The following is a 17,986-nucleotide window of genomic DNA, read 5'->3' on the forward strand; positions in this document are numbered from 1 at the left end:
GTTTGCTGTGACGGAAAGAATTGATCAATTACTAACTGAGGCCTTTAAAATCAAAGCATCCGATATTCACTTAACTATAGGCGTGCCGCCAGTTTTTCGAGTACACGGTGACTTGAAACGTTTTGGTGAAACGGTTATGACTGAAGAAGACACAAAAGAAATTGCTTATCAGACGATCCCAGAAAAGATGATTCCAGCTTTTAAAGAAGCTGGACAGATTGACTATTCTTATGAAATCCCTGGCATTTCACGTTTCCGTGTCAACGCATTCCAACAACGCGGTGCGATTTCATTGGCATTCCGGACGATTCCTACAAAAATTCCGACAATCGATGATTTGAATATGCCGGGAACGTTGAAGAATTTGTCTGATATGGCACAAGGGTTAATTTTAGTAACAGGGCCAACAGGTTCGGGTAAGTCCACGACACTTGCTGCGATGATTCGTTATATGAATGAAACAATGCGTAAGCATATTATTACATTGGAAGATCCGATTGAGTATATGCATGCGCACGGTTCTTCTATTATTGATCAGCGTGAAGTCGGTTTTGATACGCTGTCGTTTGCGGACGGTTTACGTGCTGCTTTGCGTCAAGATCCGGACGTTATTCTAGTTGGTGAGATGCGAGATTTGGAGACGATCTCTACGGCCATTACTGCTGCGGAAACCGGCCACTTAGTTCTTGCGACTTTACACACGTGGAGTGCTGCTTCGACGATTGATAGAATCATAGATGTATTTCCTCATGGTCAACAGGCGCAAATTCGTGTGCAATTGGCGGGCGTTTTGAAGGCAGTCGTTTCTCAGCGTTTATTCCAGACGATGGATAAGCAAGGCAGACGTGCGGCAACGGAGATTATGATTAATAATCCTGCTGTGTCGAACTTGATACGATCTGAGAAGATTCACCAGATTCCAAACGTCATTCAGACAAGTCGTGCGCAAGGGATGCATATGATGGATCACTCCGTAAAGAATTTGATGGATCAGCGAATTATTTCGTATGAAGCAGCATTGCCGTTTTTGCAAGGGGATGATTAATAGTGGCTCGTTTTACATATGAAGGGCGAGATGCTAAAGCGATTCGCCGTGGTACGGTAACCGCTACGAATAAACGTGATGCGGCAATCAAACTTAAAGGGCAAGGGATTCGTGTGGTAAGTCTTGTGGAACAGAAAGAGACTGTTTTGACGAAGGATATAACTATTGGAAGTCCGGTAAAGCGTGATCAATTGATCATGTTCTTGCGACAGTTCTCGACGCTTCTTCAAGCAGGGGTTACGATTGTGGATGCGGTGAGGATTTTATCTATGCAAGTGGAGCAGGCGGCTTTTCGGAAGATCTTAACATCAGTTCAGGAGGATTTGCGGACAGGTAATCCTTTGTCGGTTGCTTTAGCTAAACATCCTAAAGTTTTTGAACCTTTGATTTTGAATATGATCAGTGCCGGAGAATTATCAGGTACAGTGGATGAGTCCCTTGATCAACTTGCTGACCATTTCGAGAAAGCTTATCGTTCAAGACAAAAAGTAATGTCTGCGTTGTCTTATCCAATTGTCGTCGGTATATTGGCTATCGGAGTAGTTATTTTCCTGCTCTCATTCGTCGTGCCAATGTTTGTGGAGATGTTCGATAGTATTGGCGGGGAACTGCCTTGGCTTACAATATTCGTACTACGAGCCAGTGATTTCATGCAGAGCTACTGGTATGTCGTAATATTGGCAGTTGCCGCAATTGTCGTGGGTATCACATTAATACGAAATAATCCTCAAGGGAAATACATACTAGACACTATTTTATTGAAGCTTCCGATCTTTGGTAATATCGTACAGAAATCTTCTTTGGCTATGATGACGCGAACGCTTAGCTCAATGTTTTCGAGCTCGGTTCCAATTCTACAGTCTCTAGCGATGACGGAGAGAGTAGTAGACAACAAAGTAATATCGAAAGTAATTGGAGAATCCAGAGCGTCCATGGAACGTGGGGGATCACTAACTGAGCCGATGATGAACCATTGGGCTTTCCCTCCTTTAATCCCGCATATGATTGCGATTGGAGAAGAGACTGGTTCTTTGGACTCGATGCTAGCAAAAGTTGCTGACTTCTATGAAAAGGAAGTAGAGGCTGCTACAGACCGCTTAAAAGCTTTAATAGAGCCTTTAATGATTGTTTTCCTAGCAGCAATAGTCGGGACTATAGTTTTGGCAATCATGATGCCGATGTTTAGTATGTTTGAACAGATAGATAGTTTGTAACAGAAATAAAAAATGTTATGTATTATTTTTATTTATTTCAATAAAACTAGTGTTATTTTCCTAATACCTCTGATATACTATATTAATAGAGTAAGAAAAAACAAGAGGAGGAAATTATATGAAAAAGTTTTTGCAAAAGAAATTAAATCAAAAAGGTTTGACGCTTGTTGAGTTACTAGCAGTTATTGTTATTTTAGGTATTATTGCTGCGATTGCGGTGCCTGCTATTGGGAATATTATTACTAACACTAAATACAATGCAGCTAAGGCAGATGCAATAAATACCCTTAATGCGGCTAACATGTACTTTACAGAAGACAATACAGCTACAGCTGCGTCTGAAGTCACAGTTGTTCAATTAAAAGACAACGGCTATTTGGATAGCTATGGCACTTTAACTAAAGAAACAAAGGTAGTAAATAGTTCTCCTAGAAAAATTAATGGTGCAGCTTCCTATGGTGATGGTAAATCGGTGAAATTAGACAATACTTTAGAAGAAATCAATGATGATAATCAAAAAGGAAGTACAACTCCGGAAACAATAAAGGTCCCGTAAGAATAAAAGGCAGTTAAGTAGTTAATAAAATTACGATATTTTCAGATGATGCAGAGTGCGGTTTAAATCGCTCTCTGCTTTTTTTATAAACTGGAATAGGAGGTTGATATTATGCAACAGTTAAAATCAGAAAAAGGATTAACTTTAATTGAATTTTTGGCAGTGATTGTAATTCTAGGAATCATTGCCGCACTTGCTGTTCCTTCGATTGGAAAAATAATAGAAAATAATCGACACAAAGCTACTAAGAGCGAAGCGATTATCATGCTAGAAGCGGCACAATTATATTTTATAGAAAATCCAGAGAATTATGGAAAAGAGCATCAAACAATTATTTTGCCAAATCTAATTAAAATGGGTTATATGGAAGGTAGAGGTTATTTGAATGGTTCTGCTTACGTAACAAACGTCACACCGGCTAAAATCTGCGCTAATTCCGAAGGTAAAAGTAAAGTGACGTTTTACAATGCAACTGCCGAACAAATTGTAAATAGTAAACAAGATGTCAAGGTCGGCAATGAGAAGTGTGGTGATTTAACACCATAATGAATAGAATGTTTGACACTCCAGTAGGATTCTTGTTAACTGGAGTGTTTTGTTTTGAGAACTATTAATGATAATTGATTTGTTTAACTGTGTGAAATTTGAATCCCTTTCCTACCAATCTTCCCTTCTAACACCACATTTGATATACTTACCATAACTAGTAAGCAAGGAAGAAATAACTAAAACCCTTGCTTACTCTCGTCTGGAAGGAGTTCGTTCATGTCTATATTATCTAATTTAAAACGCCCGCTTTCCAAACTCACTATGCCAACACTCAGCCGTAATAAGCGTGTTTATTCATTAACTCTTGACGATGACGCGATTCGGTACGTACGAATAAAATCCCTGGATCCGATCGTACTAGACACTGCAAAAGAGATGTTGCTACCTGAACATGTCATCCAAGAAGGCCGAATAGCCGAAGAGGATATGCTGCGGGATGTCTTGTTGGAGATTGTGAAAGATTGGAATCTTGCGAAGCGTGACGTGGCGTTTCTTGCGCCCGATACATATGTCATTATCCGACGTGTTGCGTATCCAGACACGGTGGAGGATGAAGAGCTGAAAAGCCATTTCTTTATCGAGATTGGTTCGACGATTTATTTGCCGTTTGATGATCCGGTATTTGATGTTGTTCCGTATACAGCGAATAATGCGCAAAATGAAGCGATTTTAATTGCGTCGAAAGAAAGTATCATGCAGACATATGAGGAAGTGCTGAAGTCCGTAAAGTTGGAACCAGTTGTGGCGGACATTGCACCGCTTTCTCTGTATCGTCTGGCACATCATGTGCATCACTTTGAGGGGACGGAACATATTCTCCTTGCTGATTTGCGTGGTCGTAGTCTGACCGTGTCCATTTTCTATTCTCATTATCCTTTGTTCATACGCTCGATGGAACTTGAGTTGCCACTTAGCATGTCGACAGGCGAAGAGCTGGAAAAGCAGGTTGAGCCACTTACGATTGTCATGGAGCTCGAGAAACTGGCGAATTTCTATCGCTTTAATTTGGCGGAGAATGATTCGGCTATTACCCATCTAGTATGGAATGGAACCTATACACAACAAGAGGAATTATTGCAAATGGTACGAGAACGTTTAGCGATCGAAGCGCTTCCCTTGGTGAAAGAGCCGATTAGTTGTGTGGACGGAACCGCTATTACTGCGGATTTCCACCGAGTTATTGGTCTAGCACTGAAGGAAGAGGTGTAATACGTGTATGTTAGTTGATATAAATCTACTTCCGGAAAAGATCCGGGAGAAGACTACTTTTCTTTGGATAGCGATTGTCATCCTCTTAGTCGCTTTCATTAGTTGGGCCGTGCTGTATTTCTTCGCTCAAAAAAATGATGATGAAGCTCAAAAGTTACAGCAGTCTACATATGAAATACAGAAACAACAAGAAGGTGTTACGTCCCAAATGCGGTTGTCTGCATTTGGTCAGGAAAAAGAACAGTTAGCTGCGACGGTGGAGTTTCTTAAGGGGCATCAATATAAAACACAACCTCTTATAGAAGATCTTTCGAAAGCATTGCCTGATCGAGGGTTTTTCCAAGAGCTAACATTCACTGCGCCAAACGAAGTGACGTTGAAGGTACAGTTTGATGATTTGATGGAGCCTGCGCTCTATTTAACTCGAATGAAAGCTTCGGCGTTAGTAATTGATGCGACGTTTGAAGGAATTGAGACGGAAAAACTAGATATTAAAGAACGCGAGAATGTCTTGCCTAGATATTTCGCTACCTATTTCATTCAGTTTGTTGATGACCGTGCGCTGCCAGGTACAGATGCAGATGTAGACCCAAATGCGATTGAAGAGCCGCAAGAGGAAGCCCCACCTGCTGAAGAACAACCACAGCAACCTGCACCTGAAGAACCACAACCTCCTGTAGATGCGAATACGGAAGGAGGCGATACGCTTGAATAAGTATCTATCTAAACGTCAGATGGAGATCGGATTGGTCGTATTGGCCTTGATTTTCCTTATTGCACTCGTCTACTACACGGTGACGAACGTCTACTTGCCAGCGAAAGAAACGAAGGATCAGATGGCGGCTCAATTTGCTTCGGAACGTGATGTGTTGTTTTCATTACAAAAGCAATTGGCGAATAAAGATCCGAATGAAACGATAACGTCTGCGCCACTTCAAAAAGTCGTGCCAGTTATACCGCTTGAAGATGCATTACTCATTCGTCTGGAGAAGGCGGAAGTAAAATCCAATAGTAGAATAGAAGAAATTAATTTTTCGAAAGAAGTATTCGATGTAGAATTATTGCCTGAAAATGTACAAAATCTCGAAACGGTGTTGATGGAAGTGACGCTCGCTGCGGATACGTACAAGCAAGTGGATACGTTTATTTATGAGATTGAAGAAATGATTCGAATTATGAATGTAGAGACAATCCAGTTTGAAGCGACTGCCGAGAAAACGGAAGAGGAATCGGATATCGGTGAAATGAAAGTCGTGATTTCATTTAATGCGTACTTCCGTCCGGATCTTGTCAACTTGCAAAATGAGGCGCCGAAAGTAGATGCGCCGCCACCTGCATCGAAATTCGATCCGACGACGATCAATAAAATGACAGGTACCGAGAAAGCGGAGTAAGGAGGCAATTCATGGAATGGCTCTATAGTATATTTTTCTTCCTTTACGGTATTACGTTCGGCTCGTTTTTTAACGTTGTCGGCATCAGGGTGCCGCTGAAGGAGTCCGTTGTGTCGCCTCCTTCTCACTGTACGACGTGTGATCGGAATTTGACGCCGGTTGATCTAGTGCCGGTTTTCTCTTACGTGTTCTTGCGTGGCAAGTGCAGAGGTTGTAAAGAGAAGATCAGTGCACTTTATCCCACGATGGAGTTGATCACAGGTGTATTGTTCGTTTGTGCGTACTTACACTTCGGATTTCAGTGGGAGCTCGTTGTAGCATTACTGTTTATTTCGATGTTGGTTATTTTAACGGTATCCGACCTGAAGTATATGTTAATTCCAAATAAAATCTTGTTGCCGTTTGGTATCGCGATTTTCATCTTGCGCTTCATCAGTCCGCTGACGCCATGGTGGGATAGCTTGCTTGGAGCGGCCGTTGGGTTCGGTCTGTTGCTGTTAATTGCGATCGTGTCGAACGGCGGGATGGGCGGTGGCGACATTAAGTTGTTTTTCGTTATCGGCTTAGTGCTCGGGACGATGCAGACGTTAGTGACACTGTTTCTCGCTTCATTAATTGGCGCGATTGTCGGACTGATCTTTTTGAAAAAGACGAAGCAAGGACGTAAGACGCCTGTGCCTTTTGGTCCTTCGATTGCGGTCGCTGCACTCATTGCCTATTTTTACGGCGAGCAGCTTGTCAGTTGGTATACAGGTTTGTTGAACTAAATCGGTAAATGTTTATGGACGAGACGACAACAGTCTCGTCTTTTTTTACGTTCATTTTGGTAAGGTGGAAGAAAACTAGTGGAGTGATGGAATGAATTTCCGCAGGACGTATTCAAAGAACATTGTGATTCGGGCGTTAGTGCAAGGAGTGGCGATCGGCTTGGTCGCGGTGCTAGTGATCGGGCTAACGATATCGACTACGGGAGGGAAAGAGGATAAGGCGAGTGAAACGGTGGCAACGACTGGGCCGAAGACAGAGGAGAAGGGAGGGGGAGTTGAGGGTGGAGATACGATGTTCGTCAAGCAGCATGGCGTGTTTTCTAGCCAGGAAGCAGCGACGGATTTCGTGGCCGAGAATCCGAGTCTCGCTAGTACGGCTGTCGTGTCAGCAGGCGGACAGTTCTATGTTTGGGGAGCGGTATGGCTGAAAGAGAGCGACGTCCTGTTGAAGGAAGGTGAGGATGCGTTTAAGAAGAGAATCACTGTCGTACCAGGCGCTTGCAAGTCTGCAGATGCCGGTGAGGTGAAAAAAGCATTGTTAGCCGAAGATCTATCGAAAATTGAATTGTCTAAGGATGGAAAAAATGCGAAGAAAGGTGGAGACTTTGCGAAGAAAGTGACCGCCATCACTGCGTTTACAAAGGATTCCTCTATCGCGAGGCTGCATCTGTTGGCACACTATTCGGACCAAGACCCATGCTTCAAAATTAAATTTTGACCCCATATACGGGGGAAGAATTGAATTTTGCCCTTTTTTCAAATCGTGTAGAATAGCGTACACTATGAAAAAGGGGGTTGTTCCAATGAAATTTATTAGTTTAAAACCTATCGTGCTCGCATCTTCTTCGCCGAGACGTAAGGAGCTATTGCAGCTAGCAGGAATTAATTTTTCGGTGAGGCCGAGTGATGTGGATGAGGATGTGCCGTTTACACCCGAAGAGCCATATGAGTATGCGGTTCGTTTATCGGAGCGAAAGGCGCTTGCGGTATTTGAATCAGAAGAAGAGATCATCATTGCGGCAGATACGATTGTAGTGAAAGACGGCAAAGTATTCCCGAAGCCCGAAGATGACGCGCAGGCCATTGACTTCTTGATGGAGCTGTCTGGAGAGTTGCATGAAGTGATTACGGGTGTAACGATTCTGGCTAACGGTAAGACAATTCAGTTTGCAGGTTTGTCTCAAGTGAAGTTTAGGAAACTGGATGAAGAGCTCGTTTCCGCTTATGTAAAATCAGGGGATGCTTCAGATAAAGCGGGCGCGTACGGCATCCAAACGCAAGGGATGCTGTTTGTGGAAAATATGGTAGGTGATTATCAAAACATCGTAGGGTTGCCGGTCAGTGATCTGGTCAACCGTATGCGCCAAGAAGGGTTGCTGATTTTAGAAGGCGGTGGCGCGTAATGCCACTTGATCTGGCACCGCAAATGATGATCCGCGATGTGCATATCGCTGACAGGCCCCGTGAGCGTTTGATACGAGAAGGGGCGAGCAGTTTATCCAACCAGGAGTTGATGGCGATCCTGCTGCGCACAGGTTCACGCTCAGAGTCTGTTCTCGTACTCGCCAACCGTGTGTTGTCTACGATTGACCGTTTGCAAGATTTGAAAGAGCTAACAGTGGATGAGATGACGAAGATTAAAGGGATTGGTGAAGCGAAGGCGGTGCAGTTACTAGCTGCAGCAGAACTCGGCAAGCGATTGTATCGGACTGCACCGCATGAACGGTATAAGATCCGTTCACCTGAAGATGCCGCGAATTATTTGATGACGGATATGTCGTCGTTGAACCAAGAACACTTTGTTGTGTTATTCTTAAATGTTAAAAATGAAGTGCTACATAAGCAGACGATTTTCATTGGCAGTTTGAATTCTTCCATAGTACATCCACGCGAAGTGTTCCGTGAAGCGTTCAAACGTTCGGCTGCATCGATGATTATTTCACATAATCATCCGAGCGGTGACACGACGCCTTCAAGAGAAGATATCGAAGTGACAAAGCGCCTGATGGAAGCGGGTCAGATCATGGGCGTGGATGTGCTCGATCATATCATCATCGGTGATCAGAAATTCATCAGTTTAAAAGACAAAGGTTACATATAAAAACATGGATTTTGTCGCGAAAAAGTGGAGAGACTGGGAAATCAGTCTCTTTTTCGATGTTTTTTGCAAACTGGCCGGGAGATACTGTAAATTAAGTTACCTTTCCGTTATAATGTGGTGTATGCTTTTAAGAATACCGATGAAGGTTTGATAGAAAGGGAGAATTGACTTGTTTGGTTTCAGATCAAGAAACGTAGGAATTGACTTGGGGACAGCCAATACTCTAGTTTTCATTAAGGAAAAAGGTATTGTGCTAAGGGAGCCTTCTGTTGTAGCGAAGAATACAACGACGGGTGAAATCGTTGCGGTAGGCAGTGAAGCCCATGCCATGATCGGACGTACGCCGAGTTCAGTTGTGGCCATTCGCCCGATGCGAGAAGGAGTTATTGCAGATTTTGAAACAACAACTGCTATGATTCGACATTATTTAAAAGAAGCGCTAAAATCAGCAGGAACTTCATGGACGAAGCCGACTGTCATGGTTTGTGTACCTTATGGTATTACATCTGTTGAGCAACGCGCAGTGATCGATGCTGCACGTCAAGCGGGTGCGAAAGAAGCATATACGATTGAAGAACCTTTTGCGGCTGCGATCGGTGCAGATTTACCAGTATGGGAACCAACCGGCAGTATGGTCGTCGATATAGGTGGAGGTACGACGGAAGTAGCCATCATTTCTCTAGGTGGTATTGTTACAAGCACTTCGATCCGTGTAGGCGGAGATTCTATGGATACCGCTATCATAACGTATATCCGAAAAGAATATAAATTGATGATCGGTGAACGTACGGCTGAAAACATCAAGATGCAAATTGGTTCGGCGTTTGATTTGGATAAGACGGAAAAGATGGATATCCACGGTCGCGACTTATTGACGGGTCTGCCGAAAACGATGGAAATTAATTCGCAGGAAATTACGAAAGCATTGAAAGAGCCAATGGATTTGATAATTGAAGGTATGAGAAAAACGCTTGAGCAGACACCACCTGAACTGGCGTCCGACGTCATGGAGCGTGGAATTGTCTTAACGGGTGGCGGTTCATTGCTTCGTAACCTCGATAAAGCTATTTCTGAGGAAACAAAAATGCCTGCATTTGTAGCAGGAGATACACTTGACTGTGTAGTAATTGGAACGGGTAAGGCTTTGGATAACTTAGAACTCATTAAGAAAATTCAATCATAATATTAATTGGAGGAGATGTAGGCAATGCCGCGTTTTTTTTCCAATAAACGATTAATCATTTTATTAGTAGGAGTAATCGTCCTTGTGGCATTAATTGCATTTTCACTTCGCGACCGAAATCATGCAAATGTTCCGGAACAAGCAGTGAAGGATGTCGTAGGTTTTGGGCAGTCGCTTGTTACGAAACCAGCCCATTTTGTGACGGGACTTATTGAAAATATTGATACGATGCTTAATACATACGAAGAAAACAAACGATTAAAAAAGCGTCTGGAAACGTATGCCGCCATGCAAGCGGAGTTAGTGGATGTCAAAGCGAATAATGTGAAGTTGCGGGGAATCATTGATAAACAAGAGGATCTGCGCGCATTTGAGCCAATTCAGTCCACAGTGATTTCACGCAATCCTGATCAATGGGAAGAGAAAATCATCATCGACAAAGGAACAACGGCTGGAGTGGACGTCAATATGGCGGTCATGACGGCACAAGGCTTGATTGGGAAGGTCATTTTGTCCACTCCATTTACATCCACAGTCGAATTAATATCGACGGAAAATAGCGATTTCCGTGTGGCAGCAATGGTAGTTGGCGAAGAAGAAATGTTCGGTTTGATCGAAGGATACGATCGAACTTCTGGACAGTTAATCATGAAGCGTCTAGATTCAAGCTTCAATGTAAAAAAAGGAATGCAAGTGATATCTTCAGGTCTCGGAGGAATCTTCCCTAAAGGTATTTTAATAGGGGAAGTAACCGAAGTTTCGACGGATGACTATGGTTTGACAAAACTAGCGTATATAAAACCAGCAGCTACTTTCTCACAACTAGATCACGTGATGATTGCGAAGCGAACCATGACAGTGGTTGACGGAACCGACGGAGGCAACTCCGCAGATGCAGAAGGGGACGATGAGTCATGATCCGATTCATCATTCCTTTAATTGCTATCCTGCTATTTTTCCTGGAACCCATTTTCAGTCTGTTTTCACCAATTGAAATTAACAGCGAGTTATACATCACGGTGCCTAGGTTCCTAATGGTCTATTTAATTTTCATTGCGACGTATTATAATAGCAAGCGAGCGATTATTTACGGATTTGTCCTCGGACTGTTGTATGATATGTATCATATTGATATTATTGGATTATACACATTCATGTATCCGCTGATTTGTTACGTTGCGGCGTTAGTAATTCGACAAATTGAGCGTCATACCGTGACGGTTATGGTATTATCAGTAGTAATGATTGTGTTACTGGAATTGTTGTCGTACTTTTTTGCTAGTGTGATTGCGTTAACGTCTATTGATTTCGGCGAATTCTTCACGAGTCGACTCATTCCGACAATGATTGCGAATTCATTATTTATCGTGATGTTCGGCTATATGTTCAAACAGATTACAGAGAAAAGATTTTTTCAAAAACAAGCAGGTTTTTAAGTATTGTGAGGTGATGTAGGTGACGAAATCACAGTTGATAACGATAAAAGGAACAAAAGACGGCTTAGTATTACGATTAGATGACCATTGCGCATTTACCGAATTGCTAGGTGAGTTGAAAGAAAAAGTGCAGAGCAGCGTACTTGAAGGTGTGTCTGAAGTACAGTTGCATCTAGGACATCGTTATTGTGACGAGAAAGACATGAACAAGATTCAATCGGTCATTCATACTTCCCCTCATTTGCGAGTTTCGAAGGTACATAGTGACGTCATTTCGTTAAAAGAGTGTGAGAGAAAGTTGATCGAGAAGCAGTCCGAAACCTATATAGGAATCGTTCGATCGGGTCAGGTCGTAAAAGCTGATGGCGATTTGGTCATTATCGGTGACGTGAATCAGAGTGCACAAGTCATTGCAGGCGGCAGTATTTATGTACTGGGCCGTGTCAAAGGCATTGCACATGCGGGAGCACAAGGCAATAAAGATGCAGTCATTGCTGCATCTTGGCTGGAAGCAACGCATCTGAAAATTGCGGATAAGATCGAGATCATGACCGACGAATTGACGATTCTTTCTGAGCAACCTGAAATGGAATGTGCGTATCTTCAAAAGAATGGGCAGATTGCGATAGACCGTCTTCAGGAGCTCCGATATTTACGTCCGGACCTTGCTACATTTAAGGGAGGTATATAATTTGGGAGAAGCAATTGTCATTACTTCTGGTAAAGGTGGCGTTGGAAAAACAACAACGTCAGCCAATCTTGGTACCGCTCTTGCGTTACAAGGGAAAAAAGTGTGTTTAGTGGATACAGATATTGGTCTGCGTAACTTGGACGTAATTCTAGGCTTAGAAAACCGGATTATTTATGATTTGGTCGATGTAGTGGAAGAGCGTTGTAAAGTTCATCAGGCCCTTGTGAAAGATAAGCGTTTCGAGGACCGATTGTTCTTGCTGCCAGCAGCTCAGACGACTGATAAGAGTGCTGTGAATCCGGAACAGATGAAAAAGCTTGTTTTAGAATTAAAACAAGATTATGATTATGTCTTGATTGATTGTCCTGCAGGAATTGAGCAAGGCTTTAAAAACGCGATTTCTGGTGCGGACCGCGCGATTGTCGTGACGACTCCAGAAATTTCTGCTGTGCGTGACGCGGACCGTATTATTGGACTGCTTGAAGCAGAAGAAGGACTGGAGCCGCCGAAATTGATCATCAACCGCATTAGAAGCGGTATGATGGAAAGCGGTGAAACATTGGATGTCAATGAAATCACGACACATTTGTCGATAGATTTATTAGGTATCGTAATGGATGATCAAAACGTTATATCTGCTTCAAATAAAGGTGAACCTGTCGTGATGGACCCGACAAACCCTGCTGCAATTGGTTATCGCAATATTGCACGACGAATCTTAGGTGAGTCTGTGCCATTAATGACGATGGAGAAAAGCAAAGCAGGATTCTTCGGCAAGATTAAGAACATGTTCAGCAAATAATACAAACTTAAATCTCAGTGCCTTTTATGGTACTGAGTTTTTTTCATTCGTCATTTAATTCTCTCTCTTTTCATACACTGCAGGTAAGGGAGGGGACGTGATGAAATGGAAAACAAAATGGATCATCGCTATTGTGCTGATGGTGTCTGTTGTAGGTTTATCAAAACTGGAAGAACGCCAGTTAGTTAATATACCGATTACGCAATATGTGACGACAGGGAAAGATTTTGTGGTGATGAAGAAGTGGGTGTCTTCCTGGATGGCAGAAGATGAAGTCATCACGGTGTCCGGGGATTCCGTATTTAATCCGTTTGAGACGTACGAATCGTTCCAGCCCTATCAAGATGGTGCTATTATCTCGTATACTCAACCGATGTCGATTACTTCACAAGGAAGCGGGCTAGTCGTCTTTACAGGCTATACAAGACAGTCAGGGAAGACGGTGACTGTTCAGTACGATAACGGTGATGAGGTAACGTATGGATTCGTAGGCTCGTTCTCGACGCTTCCATACACGGCTGTAAGGCTTGGGGATGAGATTGCGATGATGGACGAGGAAGCAGTATATATCCGCGTGAAACGCAATGGGATACCGCTAGAGCCTACTGTGCTGGCAACGTATATGTCAGGCGGTCAGCAATGAAGTATCGTATTCATCCGGTATTGTTGCCGATCTTTTTATTTTTCATGATCGTCGGTGGTGTGTCATTGTACGCGATGCTCTTATTCTCTTTACTTTTTCATGAACTAGGACACGTATTGGCCGCTCGACACGTCGGGATGAAAATTAGGAGTTGTACAATTTTACCGTATGGAGGGGAATTGCAATTTGTTAATCGGCAACTGGCAAGTAAACAGCAACGGCTGATCGTGGCGCTCGGAGGACCTGTCGCGACAGCCGTTTTGTTAGTACTTGGCATGTGTTTGACATTCCCGGGTGATGCGCAGTTTGTAAAGATTCAACTGATCTTGTTGAGTGTCAATTTATTACCGATTCTACCTCTTGACGGTGGACAAGTGGTGTCTGTTTTGCTGGAGACGGAGGCGACGAAATACACTACGCGCTCGAACTTCTTACTGTATTCCATCATCGTGTCTGCATCGCTATGTGCATTTTTCACTGCATATTTGCCGGATAGTTTGCCACTCGTCATTATCACATCATTTTTAGCAGTGCAGAACATTATTTCCTATCGTTTTAGAAGGTACGAGCGGGTCTTTGAGCAGCTCACTAAAAAAGAAACTTCCTTCTTTTAAAAGATTATAGGAATAATGCTTGACCTGCTCTTTTCTATGTGATAATATTTTACTGTTATTGATTGTAGCACCCGTGCTACAACCGCACTAAACAGGTTCAAGTATTCGTAGGTTGAATCACCTGTCAAGGCGAGTCTGTATAATTAGAGGAGGTGCAAGTATGTACGCAATTATTGAAACTGGTGGAAAACAAATCAAAGTTGAAGCAGGCCAAGAGATCTTCATTGAGAAGGTTGCTGGTGAAGCGGATGAAGTGGTAACTTTTGACAAGGTGCTAATGGTGGGCGGAGATGACGTTAAAGTCGGTGCTCCATTCGTAGAAGGCGCAACTGTAACAGGTAAAGTTGTCAAGCAAGGCCGCGCAAAGAAAATCGTTGTTTTCAAATATAAGGCAAAGAAAAACTACCGTAAAAAACAAGGACACCGTCAGCCATACACGAAAATCGTTATTGACGGAATCAATCTATAATCCGGCATGATACATGTCAGAATTATGAAAGAGCCTTCTGGGCGCATCTCAGTTTTTGAGATGGATGGTCATGCAAACTTTGCTGAACACGGACAAGATCTAGTTTGTGCTGGTGCTTCTGCCGTATCATTTGGTGCGGTGAATGCTATTATGCAATTGACTTCGATTGAACCTGATGTTGATCAAGGTGCGGATGGTGGATACTTACGTGTGGCGTTTCCGGTAACGGATCAAGATGCGCAAGTTCAGCTGCTCCTGCAAGCAATGATTATTTCTTTACAAACGATTGAATTAGACTATGCAGATTATATAAAATTATCCTTTAAAAAGTAGGAGGTGGCAGCTATGTTACGTTTAGATCTTCAGTTTTTCGCATCGAAAAAAGGTGTAGGTTCTACTAAGAACGGTCGTGACTCACATTCGAAACGTCTTGGTGCTAAGCGCGCAGATGGACAAATCGTTTCTGGAGGATCAATCCTTTATCGCCAGCGTGGAACAAAAGTTCACCCAGGTGAAAACGTTGGTCGCGGTGGAGATGATACTCTATTCGCAAAAATCGACGGCGTCGTTCGTTTTGAACGTCTTGGCCGCGACAAAAAGAAAGTCAGTGTCTACCCAGCAGCAACGCAAGAAGCTTAATTGGATAGCGTGACGATGTGAAAAGGACTGCACTTGTTGCAGTCCTTTTTCTTATGTCAAGATTGGTGTGTTATGAGCGGATGTTAGGGAAGTATGAGCGCTTAGTTTAGCAGATAGAGCGGATAGCGAGTATGTATGATCGCTTGTACATTATTATGAGCGGCTACAGGATTTATTGAGCGCTTACCGATAAATAATGAGCGCTTGACCAATCTAGAAGACGACGGGTCATACATTTCAGGCAATTTGTCTGCCGGTGATGATTTTTTTAGTGATTTGCGCGCGAAAATGCTATACTAAGAAGTACGAAAACAGCTGGTGGTGAAAAGATGGGGAAAAATGAGCTAAATGTGTCGCAGGCAGTGAGATTTAGTCGACATGATCACATGAATGATCTGCAATTAATCCTCATGAATATTGATATGGGGAAATATTCAGAAGCGCGAAACTGCATTCTCGAGAAAACGGGGGATATGCAGCGAGAGGCATTGCTTCAGAAATTATCTATGCCTCTTACTGAAGAATGGATCACGACACTTGGGTGGCGATATCCAGTTCTAAAGGTGCAATTGTATTGTGATATTACAGAAAAAATTGATTCAAGTGAAATTGACCAAGAGCTGGTCAAATACTTGGAACAAGTTGTGCTGGCTGTGGAAGCAAAAATCCAGCGCTACGCAGATTGTCCTGTGACGATTGAAGTCACGACGGAAACTGCTTCTTGGAGTATGCAACTGACATTTACCGAGCTGTACGCGAAGCAACTAGACATCCCAGAACATTCATCTCAGCTTACGGTCGAAGTCCTCGGTGAACCGAATCAATGGACGTTTACCATCAGTGGACAATTAGGAGGATTATAAATTATGTTTGTGGATCACGTTAAAGTATTTGTAAAAGGTGGCGACGGTGGCGATGGTATGGTTTCGTTCCGTCGTGAAAAATATATAGCTAATGGTGGGCCATCCGGTGGCGATGGCGGGAAAGGCGCAGATGTCATCTTTATTGTAGATGAAGGATTGCGTACGTTAATGGATTTCCGTTATCAGCGTCATTTTAAAGCGGATCGCGGAGAACACGGTCAAAGTAAAAATATGCACGGTCGTAGCGGTAAGCATATGATCGTTAAAGTTCCGCCTGGCACAGTCGTCAAAGATGCGGAAACCGAAACGATTATCGCGGATTTGGTGGAACATGGTCAGCAAGCAGTCATCGCGCGTGGTGGGCGTGGAGGACGCGGTAATAGCCGTTTCGTTACGCCGCAGAACACAGCGCCTGAGCTTTCTGAAAAAGGAGAGCCAGGTGTTAGTAAAGATATCGTGCTTGAATTGAAAGTTCTCGCTGACGTTGGTCTTGTTGGATTCCCGAGTGTTGGTAAATCCACGTTACTATCAGTCGTTTCTTCAGCGAAGCCGAAAATTGCGGATTATCACTTTACTACATTAGTTCCGAACCTCGGAATGATCGAAACAGATGATCACCGTACATTCGTCATGGCGGATTTGCCTGGGTTGATTGAAGGCGCGCATGAAGGGATTGGACTAGGACATCAATTCTTGCGTCACATCGAACGTACGCGCGTAATCGTGCACGTCATCGATATGTCAGGACTTGAAGGTCGTGAGCCGTTTGAAGATTACCAGACGATCAATAAAGAGCTAGAGCAGTACAATATGCGTTTGACTGAACGACCACAAATTATTGTGGCAAATAAAATGGATATGCCGGATGCGCAAGAGAATCTGGAAATATTTAAAGAGGCGCTTGGTGATGAAGAGATTCAAGTGTTCCCGATTTCAGCATTGACGAGAACTGGTTTAGATCCATTACTGTATGCAATTTTAGATCTGCTTGAAACTACACCGGAATTCCCGATGTTGACGGATGCGGATGAAGAAGAAGCAAGTAACTCTGTATTGTATAAGCATGAAACGACTGGACCTGATTTCATTATTTCACGTGACGATGATGGGGCATTCATGTTGTCGGGTTATACGTTGGAGCGTTTGTTCCAGATGACCGATTTCAACTTCGATCAATCAGTCCGCAAGTTCTCGCGTCAGATGCGTGGTATGGGAATCGACGAAGCGTTGCGTGAACGTGGTGCGAAAAACGGTGATATCGTACGTATCATGAGCTACGAGTTCGAGTTCTTGGAGTAAGACCGGATTGGCTCGTTTTGGGGGGAGCAAAATGGAACAAATCGGGGAAGGCCAGTTTTATTTAGTCCGCGAAGATGTATTGACTGAGTCAATGCAGAAAATGCTGGAAGCTAAACGTATGATGGCAAGGGGCGAAGTGACGACGATCCAAGAAGCAACCAAACGGGTCGGTCTGTCACGCAGTGCCTTCTATAAATATCGTGATGCCGTGTTCCCGTTCGAATCGATCGCACGGGACCGGATTTTGACGATATTTATTCAACTGGAAGATTTAAAAGGTTCGTTAGCTGTGCTTTTGGAAGTCGTCTCAGAGGCGAAGTGTAATGTATTGACGATTCACCAGACGATTCCTGTCCAGGGGCGCGCGAACATTACGTTATCGTTGGATGTGACGGAAATGGAAATTAAGGTAGAAGCATTTTTACAGCGACTCAAAGCACCTCGATTTATTGATTCCGTTGACTTAATTAGTTCAGGGGTTTTCTAACCTCTTAAATCAGTGGGGAGATGAA

The 17,986-nt window shown here is 43.3% G+C and carries 24 protein-coding genes and 1 other annotated feature; all 24 genes read left to right on the forward strand.

The window, feature by feature from the left end; translation table 11 throughout:
* Positions 1-7: 7 nt before the first annotated feature.
* Positions 8-1,045: a type IV pilus twitching motility protein PilT gene (locus H605_RS0107640; protein ID WP_029053681.1), complete on the forward strand. Its 1,038-nt coding sequence runs from the start codon at positions 8-10 to the stop codon at positions 1,043-1,045.
* A 2-nt stretch (positions 1,046-1,047) separates the two neighbouring features.
* Positions 1,048-2,259 (forward strand): type II secretion system F family protein, encoded by a 1,212-nt coding sequence (locus H605_RS0107645; RefSeq protein ID WP_029053682.1) that lies wholly within the window; start codon positions 1,048-1,050, stop codon positions 2,257-2,259.
* Between the two features lie 118 nt (positions 2,260-2,377).
* Positions 2,378-2,815, forward strand: coding sequence for a type II secretion system protein (locus tag H605_RS0107650; protein WP_029053683.1), 438 nt, complete (start codon positions 2,378-2,380; stop codon positions 2,813-2,815).
* 111 nt (positions 2,816-2,926) lie between these two features.
* Positions 2,927-3,361: a type II secretion system protein gene (locus H605_RS18375; protein ID WP_051210506.1), complete on the forward strand. Its 435-nt coding sequence runs from the start codon at positions 2,927-2,929 to the stop codon at positions 3,359-3,361.
* Positions 3,362-3,580: 219 nt separating this feature from the next.
* The gene (gene pilM, locus H605_RS0107660) at positions 3,581-4,573 is read left to right on the forward strand and encodes a type IV pilus biogenesis protein PilM (RefSeq protein WP_051210507.1); all 993 of its coding nucleotides are present in this window, start codon (positions 3,581-3,583) and stop codon (positions 4,571-4,573) included.
* Positions 4,574-4,580: 7 nt separating this feature from the next.
* A complete protein-coding gene (locus H605_RS17550) occupies positions 4,581-5,288 on the forward strand; it encodes a PilN domain-containing protein (RefSeq protein ID WP_051210508.1) in 708 nt (235 codons plus the stop codon).
* Positions 5,281-5,967 carry a hypothetical protein gene (locus H605_RS17555; RefSeq protein WP_051210509.1) on the forward strand — a complete coding sequence of 229 codons (687 nt, stop codon included), beginning with the start codon at positions 5,281-5,283 and terminating at the stop codon, positions 5,965-5,967. The genes H605_RS17550 and H605_RS17555 overlap by 8 nt, the downstream gene beginning before the upstream one ends.
* An 11-nt stretch (positions 5,968-5,978) precedes the next feature.
* Complete coding sequence (locus tag H605_RS0107675; RefSeq protein WP_029053685.1) at positions 5,979-6,734, forward strand: prepilin peptidase; 756 nt, start codon at positions 5,979-5,981, stop codon at positions 6,732-6,734.
* Positions 6,735-6,825: 91 nt separating this feature from the next.
* The gene (locus H605_RS0107680; protein ID WP_029053686.1) at positions 6,826-7,452 is read left to right on the forward strand and encodes a hypothetical protein; all 627 of its coding nucleotides are present in this window, start codon (positions 6,826-6,828) and stop codon (positions 7,450-7,452) included.
* Positions 7,453-7,537: 85 nt separating this feature from the next.
* Entirely contained in the window at positions 7,538-8,137 is a 600-nt protein-coding gene (locus tag H605_RS0107685; RefSeq protein WP_029053687.1) for a Maf family protein, read from the forward strand.
* The gene (gene radC / locus H605_RS0107690) at positions 8,137-8,835 is read left to right on the forward strand and encodes a RadC family protein (protein ID WP_029053688.1); all 699 of its coding nucleotides are present in this window, start codon (positions 8,137-8,139) and stop codon (positions 8,833-8,835) included. Before H605_RS0107685 ends, radC begins: the two co-directional genes overlap by 1 nt.
* 169 nt (positions 8,836-9,004) lie before the next feature.
* Positions 9,005-10,018: a rod shape-determining protein gene (locus H605_RS0107695; RefSeq protein WP_029053689.1), complete on the forward strand. Its 1,014-nt coding sequence runs from the start codon at positions 9,005-9,007 to the stop codon at positions 10,016-10,018.
* Positions 10,019-10,042: 24 nt separating this feature from the next.
* On the forward strand, positions 10,043-10,936 hold the full coding sequence (gene mreC / locus H605_RS0107700; RefSeq protein WP_029053690.1) for a rod shape-determining protein MreC: 894 nt from the start codon (positions 10,043-10,045) through the stop codon (positions 10,934-10,936).
* Positions 10,933-11,454: a rod shape-determining protein MreD gene (gene mreD / locus H605_RS0107705; protein ID WP_029053691.1), complete on the forward strand. Its 522-nt coding sequence runs from the start codon at positions 10,933-10,935 to the stop codon at positions 11,452-11,454. Before mreC ends, mreD begins: the two co-directional genes overlap by 4 nt.
* A gap of 19 nt (positions 11,455-11,473) precedes the next feature.
* Entirely contained in the window at positions 11,474-12,145 is a 672-nt protein-coding gene (minC, locus tag H605_RS0107710; protein WP_029053692.1) for a septum site-determining protein MinC, read from the forward strand.
* 1 nt (position 12,146) lies between these two features.
* Positions 12,147-12,947, forward strand: coding sequence for a septum site-determining protein MinD (gene minD, locus H605_RS0107715; RefSeq protein ID WP_029053693.1), 801 nt, complete (start codon positions 12,147-12,149; stop codon positions 12,945-12,947).
* Between the two features lie 100 nt (positions 12,948-13,047).
* Positions 13,048-13,590 (forward strand): peptidoglycan DD-metalloendopeptidase family protein, encoded by a 543-nt coding sequence (locus tag H605_RS0107720; RefSeq protein WP_029053694.1) that lies wholly within the window; start codon positions 13,048-13,050, stop codon positions 13,588-13,590.
* The gene (locus tag H605_RS0107725) at positions 13,587-14,204 is read left to right on the forward strand and encodes a metalloprotease (RefSeq protein WP_029053695.1); all 618 of its coding nucleotides are present in this window, start codon (positions 13,587-13,589) and stop codon (positions 14,202-14,204) included. Before H605_RS0107720 ends, H605_RS0107725 begins: the two co-directional genes overlap by 4 nt.
* A gap of 70 nt (positions 14,205-14,274) precedes the next feature.
* Positions 14,275-14,351, forward strand: a sequence feature (ribosomal protein L21 leader region).
* 13 nt (positions 14,352-14,364) lie between these two features.
* Positions 14,365-14,673 (forward strand): 50S ribosomal protein L21, encoded by a 309-nt coding sequence (rplU, locus tag H605_RS0107730; RefSeq protein ID WP_029053696.1) that lies wholly within the window; start codon positions 14,365-14,367, stop codon positions 14,671-14,673.
* A 6-nt stretch (positions 14,674-14,679) separates the two neighbouring features.
* Positions 14,680-15,006 (forward strand): ribosomal-processing cysteine protease Prp, encoded by a 327-nt coding sequence (locus H605_RS0107735; protein ID WP_029053697.1) that lies wholly within the window; start codon positions 14,680-14,682, stop codon positions 15,004-15,006.
* 12 nt (positions 15,007-15,018) lie between these two features.
* Positions 15,019-15,312 (forward strand): 50S ribosomal protein L27, encoded by a 294-nt coding sequence (rpmA, locus tag H605_RS0107740; RefSeq protein ID WP_029053698.1) that lies wholly within the window; start codon positions 15,019-15,021, stop codon positions 15,310-15,312.
* Positions 15,313-15,641: 329 nt separating this feature from the next.
* Positions 15,642-16,175, forward strand: a complete 534-nt coding sequence (locus H605_RS18380; protein WP_051210510.1) for a Spo0B domain-containing protein — start codon at positions 15,642-15,644, stop codon at positions 16,173-16,175.
* Positions 16,176-16,178: 3 nt separating this feature from the next.
* On the forward strand, positions 16,179-17,474 hold the full coding sequence (gene obgE, locus H605_RS0107750) for a GTPase ObgE (protein WP_029053699.1): 1,296 nt from the start codon (positions 16,179-16,181) through the stop codon (positions 17,472-17,474).
* A gap of 31 nt (positions 17,475-17,505) precedes the next feature.
* Positions 17,506-17,961 (forward strand): ACT domain-containing protein, encoded by a 456-nt coding sequence (locus tag H605_RS0107755; protein ID WP_029053700.1) that lies wholly within the window; start codon positions 17,506-17,508, stop codon positions 17,959-17,961.
* Positions 17,962-17,986: the final 25 nt, after the last annotated feature.

The sequence above is a fragment of the Sporosarcina ureae DSM 2281 genome, from assembly GCF_000425545.1.
In the GTDB taxonomy this organism is placed as follows: Bacteria; Bacillota; Bacilli; order Bacillales_A; family Planococcaceae; genus Sporosarcina; species Sporosarcina ureae.

What these genes read in the sequence shown, in the direction of transcription:
- H605_RS0107650 (WP_029053683.1), top strand. Translation starts at nt 2,378, where the DNA reads ATGAAAAAGTTTTTGCAAAAGAAATTAAATCAAAAAGGTTTGACGCTT.
- mreD (WP_029053691.1), top strand. Translation starts at nt 10,933, where the DNA reads ATGATCCGATTCATCATTCCTTTAATTGCTATCCTGCTATTTTTCCTG.
- H605_RS17550 (WP_051210508.1), top strand. Translation starts at nt 4,581, where the DNA reads ATGTTAGTTGATATAAATCTACTTCCGGAAAAGATCCGGGAGAAGACT.
- H605_RS0107755 (WP_029053700.1), top strand. Translation starts at nt 17,506, where the DNA reads ATGGAACAAATCGGGGAAGGCCAGTTTTATTTAGTCCGCGAAGATGTA.
- mreC (WP_029053690.1), top strand. Translation starts at nt 10,043, where the DNA reads ATGCCGCGTTTTTTTTCCAATAAACGATTAATCATTTTATTAGTAGGA.
- pilM (WP_051210507.1), top strand. Translation starts at nt 3,581, where the DNA reads ATGTCTATATTATCTAATTTAAAACGCCCGCTTTCCAAACTCACTATG.
- H605_RS0107680 (WP_029053686.1), top strand. Translation starts at nt 6,826, where the DNA reads ATGAATTTCCGCAGGACGTATTCAAAGAACATTGTGATTCGGGCGTTA.
- H605_RS0107725 (WP_029053695.1), top strand. Translation starts at nt 13,587, where the DNA reads ATGAAGTATCGTATTCATCCGGTATTGTTGCCGATCTTTTTATTTTTC.
- H605_RS0107685 (WP_029053687.1), top strand. Translation starts at nt 7,538, where the DNA reads ATGAAATTTATTAGTTTAAAACCTATCGTGCTCGCATCTTCTTCGCCG.
- radC (WP_029053688.1), top strand. Translation starts at nt 8,137, where the DNA reads ATGCCACTTGATCTGGCACCGCAAATGATGATCCGCGATGTGCATATC.
- H605_RS0107735 (WP_029053697.1), top strand. Translation starts at nt 14,680, where the DNA reads ATGATACATGTCAGAATTATGAAAGAGCCTTCTGGGCGCATCTCAGTT.
- H605_RS18375 (WP_051210506.1), top strand. Translation starts at nt 2,927, where the DNA reads ATGCAACAGTTAAAATCAGAAAAAGGATTAACTTTAATTGAATTTTTG.
- rpmA (WP_029053698.1), top strand. Translation starts at nt 15,019, where the DNA reads ATGTTACGTTTAGATCTTCAGTTTTTCGCATCGAAAAAAGGTGTAGGT.
- obgE (WP_029053699.1), top strand. Translation starts at nt 16,179, where the DNA reads ATGTTTGTGGATCACGTTAAAGTATTTGTAAAAGGTGGCGACGGTGGC.
- rplU (WP_029053696.1), top strand. Translation starts at nt 14,365, where the DNA reads ATGTACGCAATTATTGAAACTGGTGGAAAACAAATCAAAGTTGAAGCA.
- H605_RS0107675 (WP_029053685.1), top strand. Translation starts at nt 5,979, where the DNA reads ATGGAATGGCTCTATAGTATATTTTTCTTCCTTTACGGTATTACGTTC.
- H605_RS0107720 (WP_029053694.1), top strand. Translation starts at nt 13,048, where the DNA reads ATGAAATGGAAAACAAAATGGATCATCGCTATTGTGCTGATGGTGTCT.
- H605_RS18380 (WP_051210510.1), top strand. Translation starts at nt 15,642, where the DNA reads ATGGGGAAAAATGAGCTAAATGTGTCGCAGGCAGTGAGATTTAGTCGA.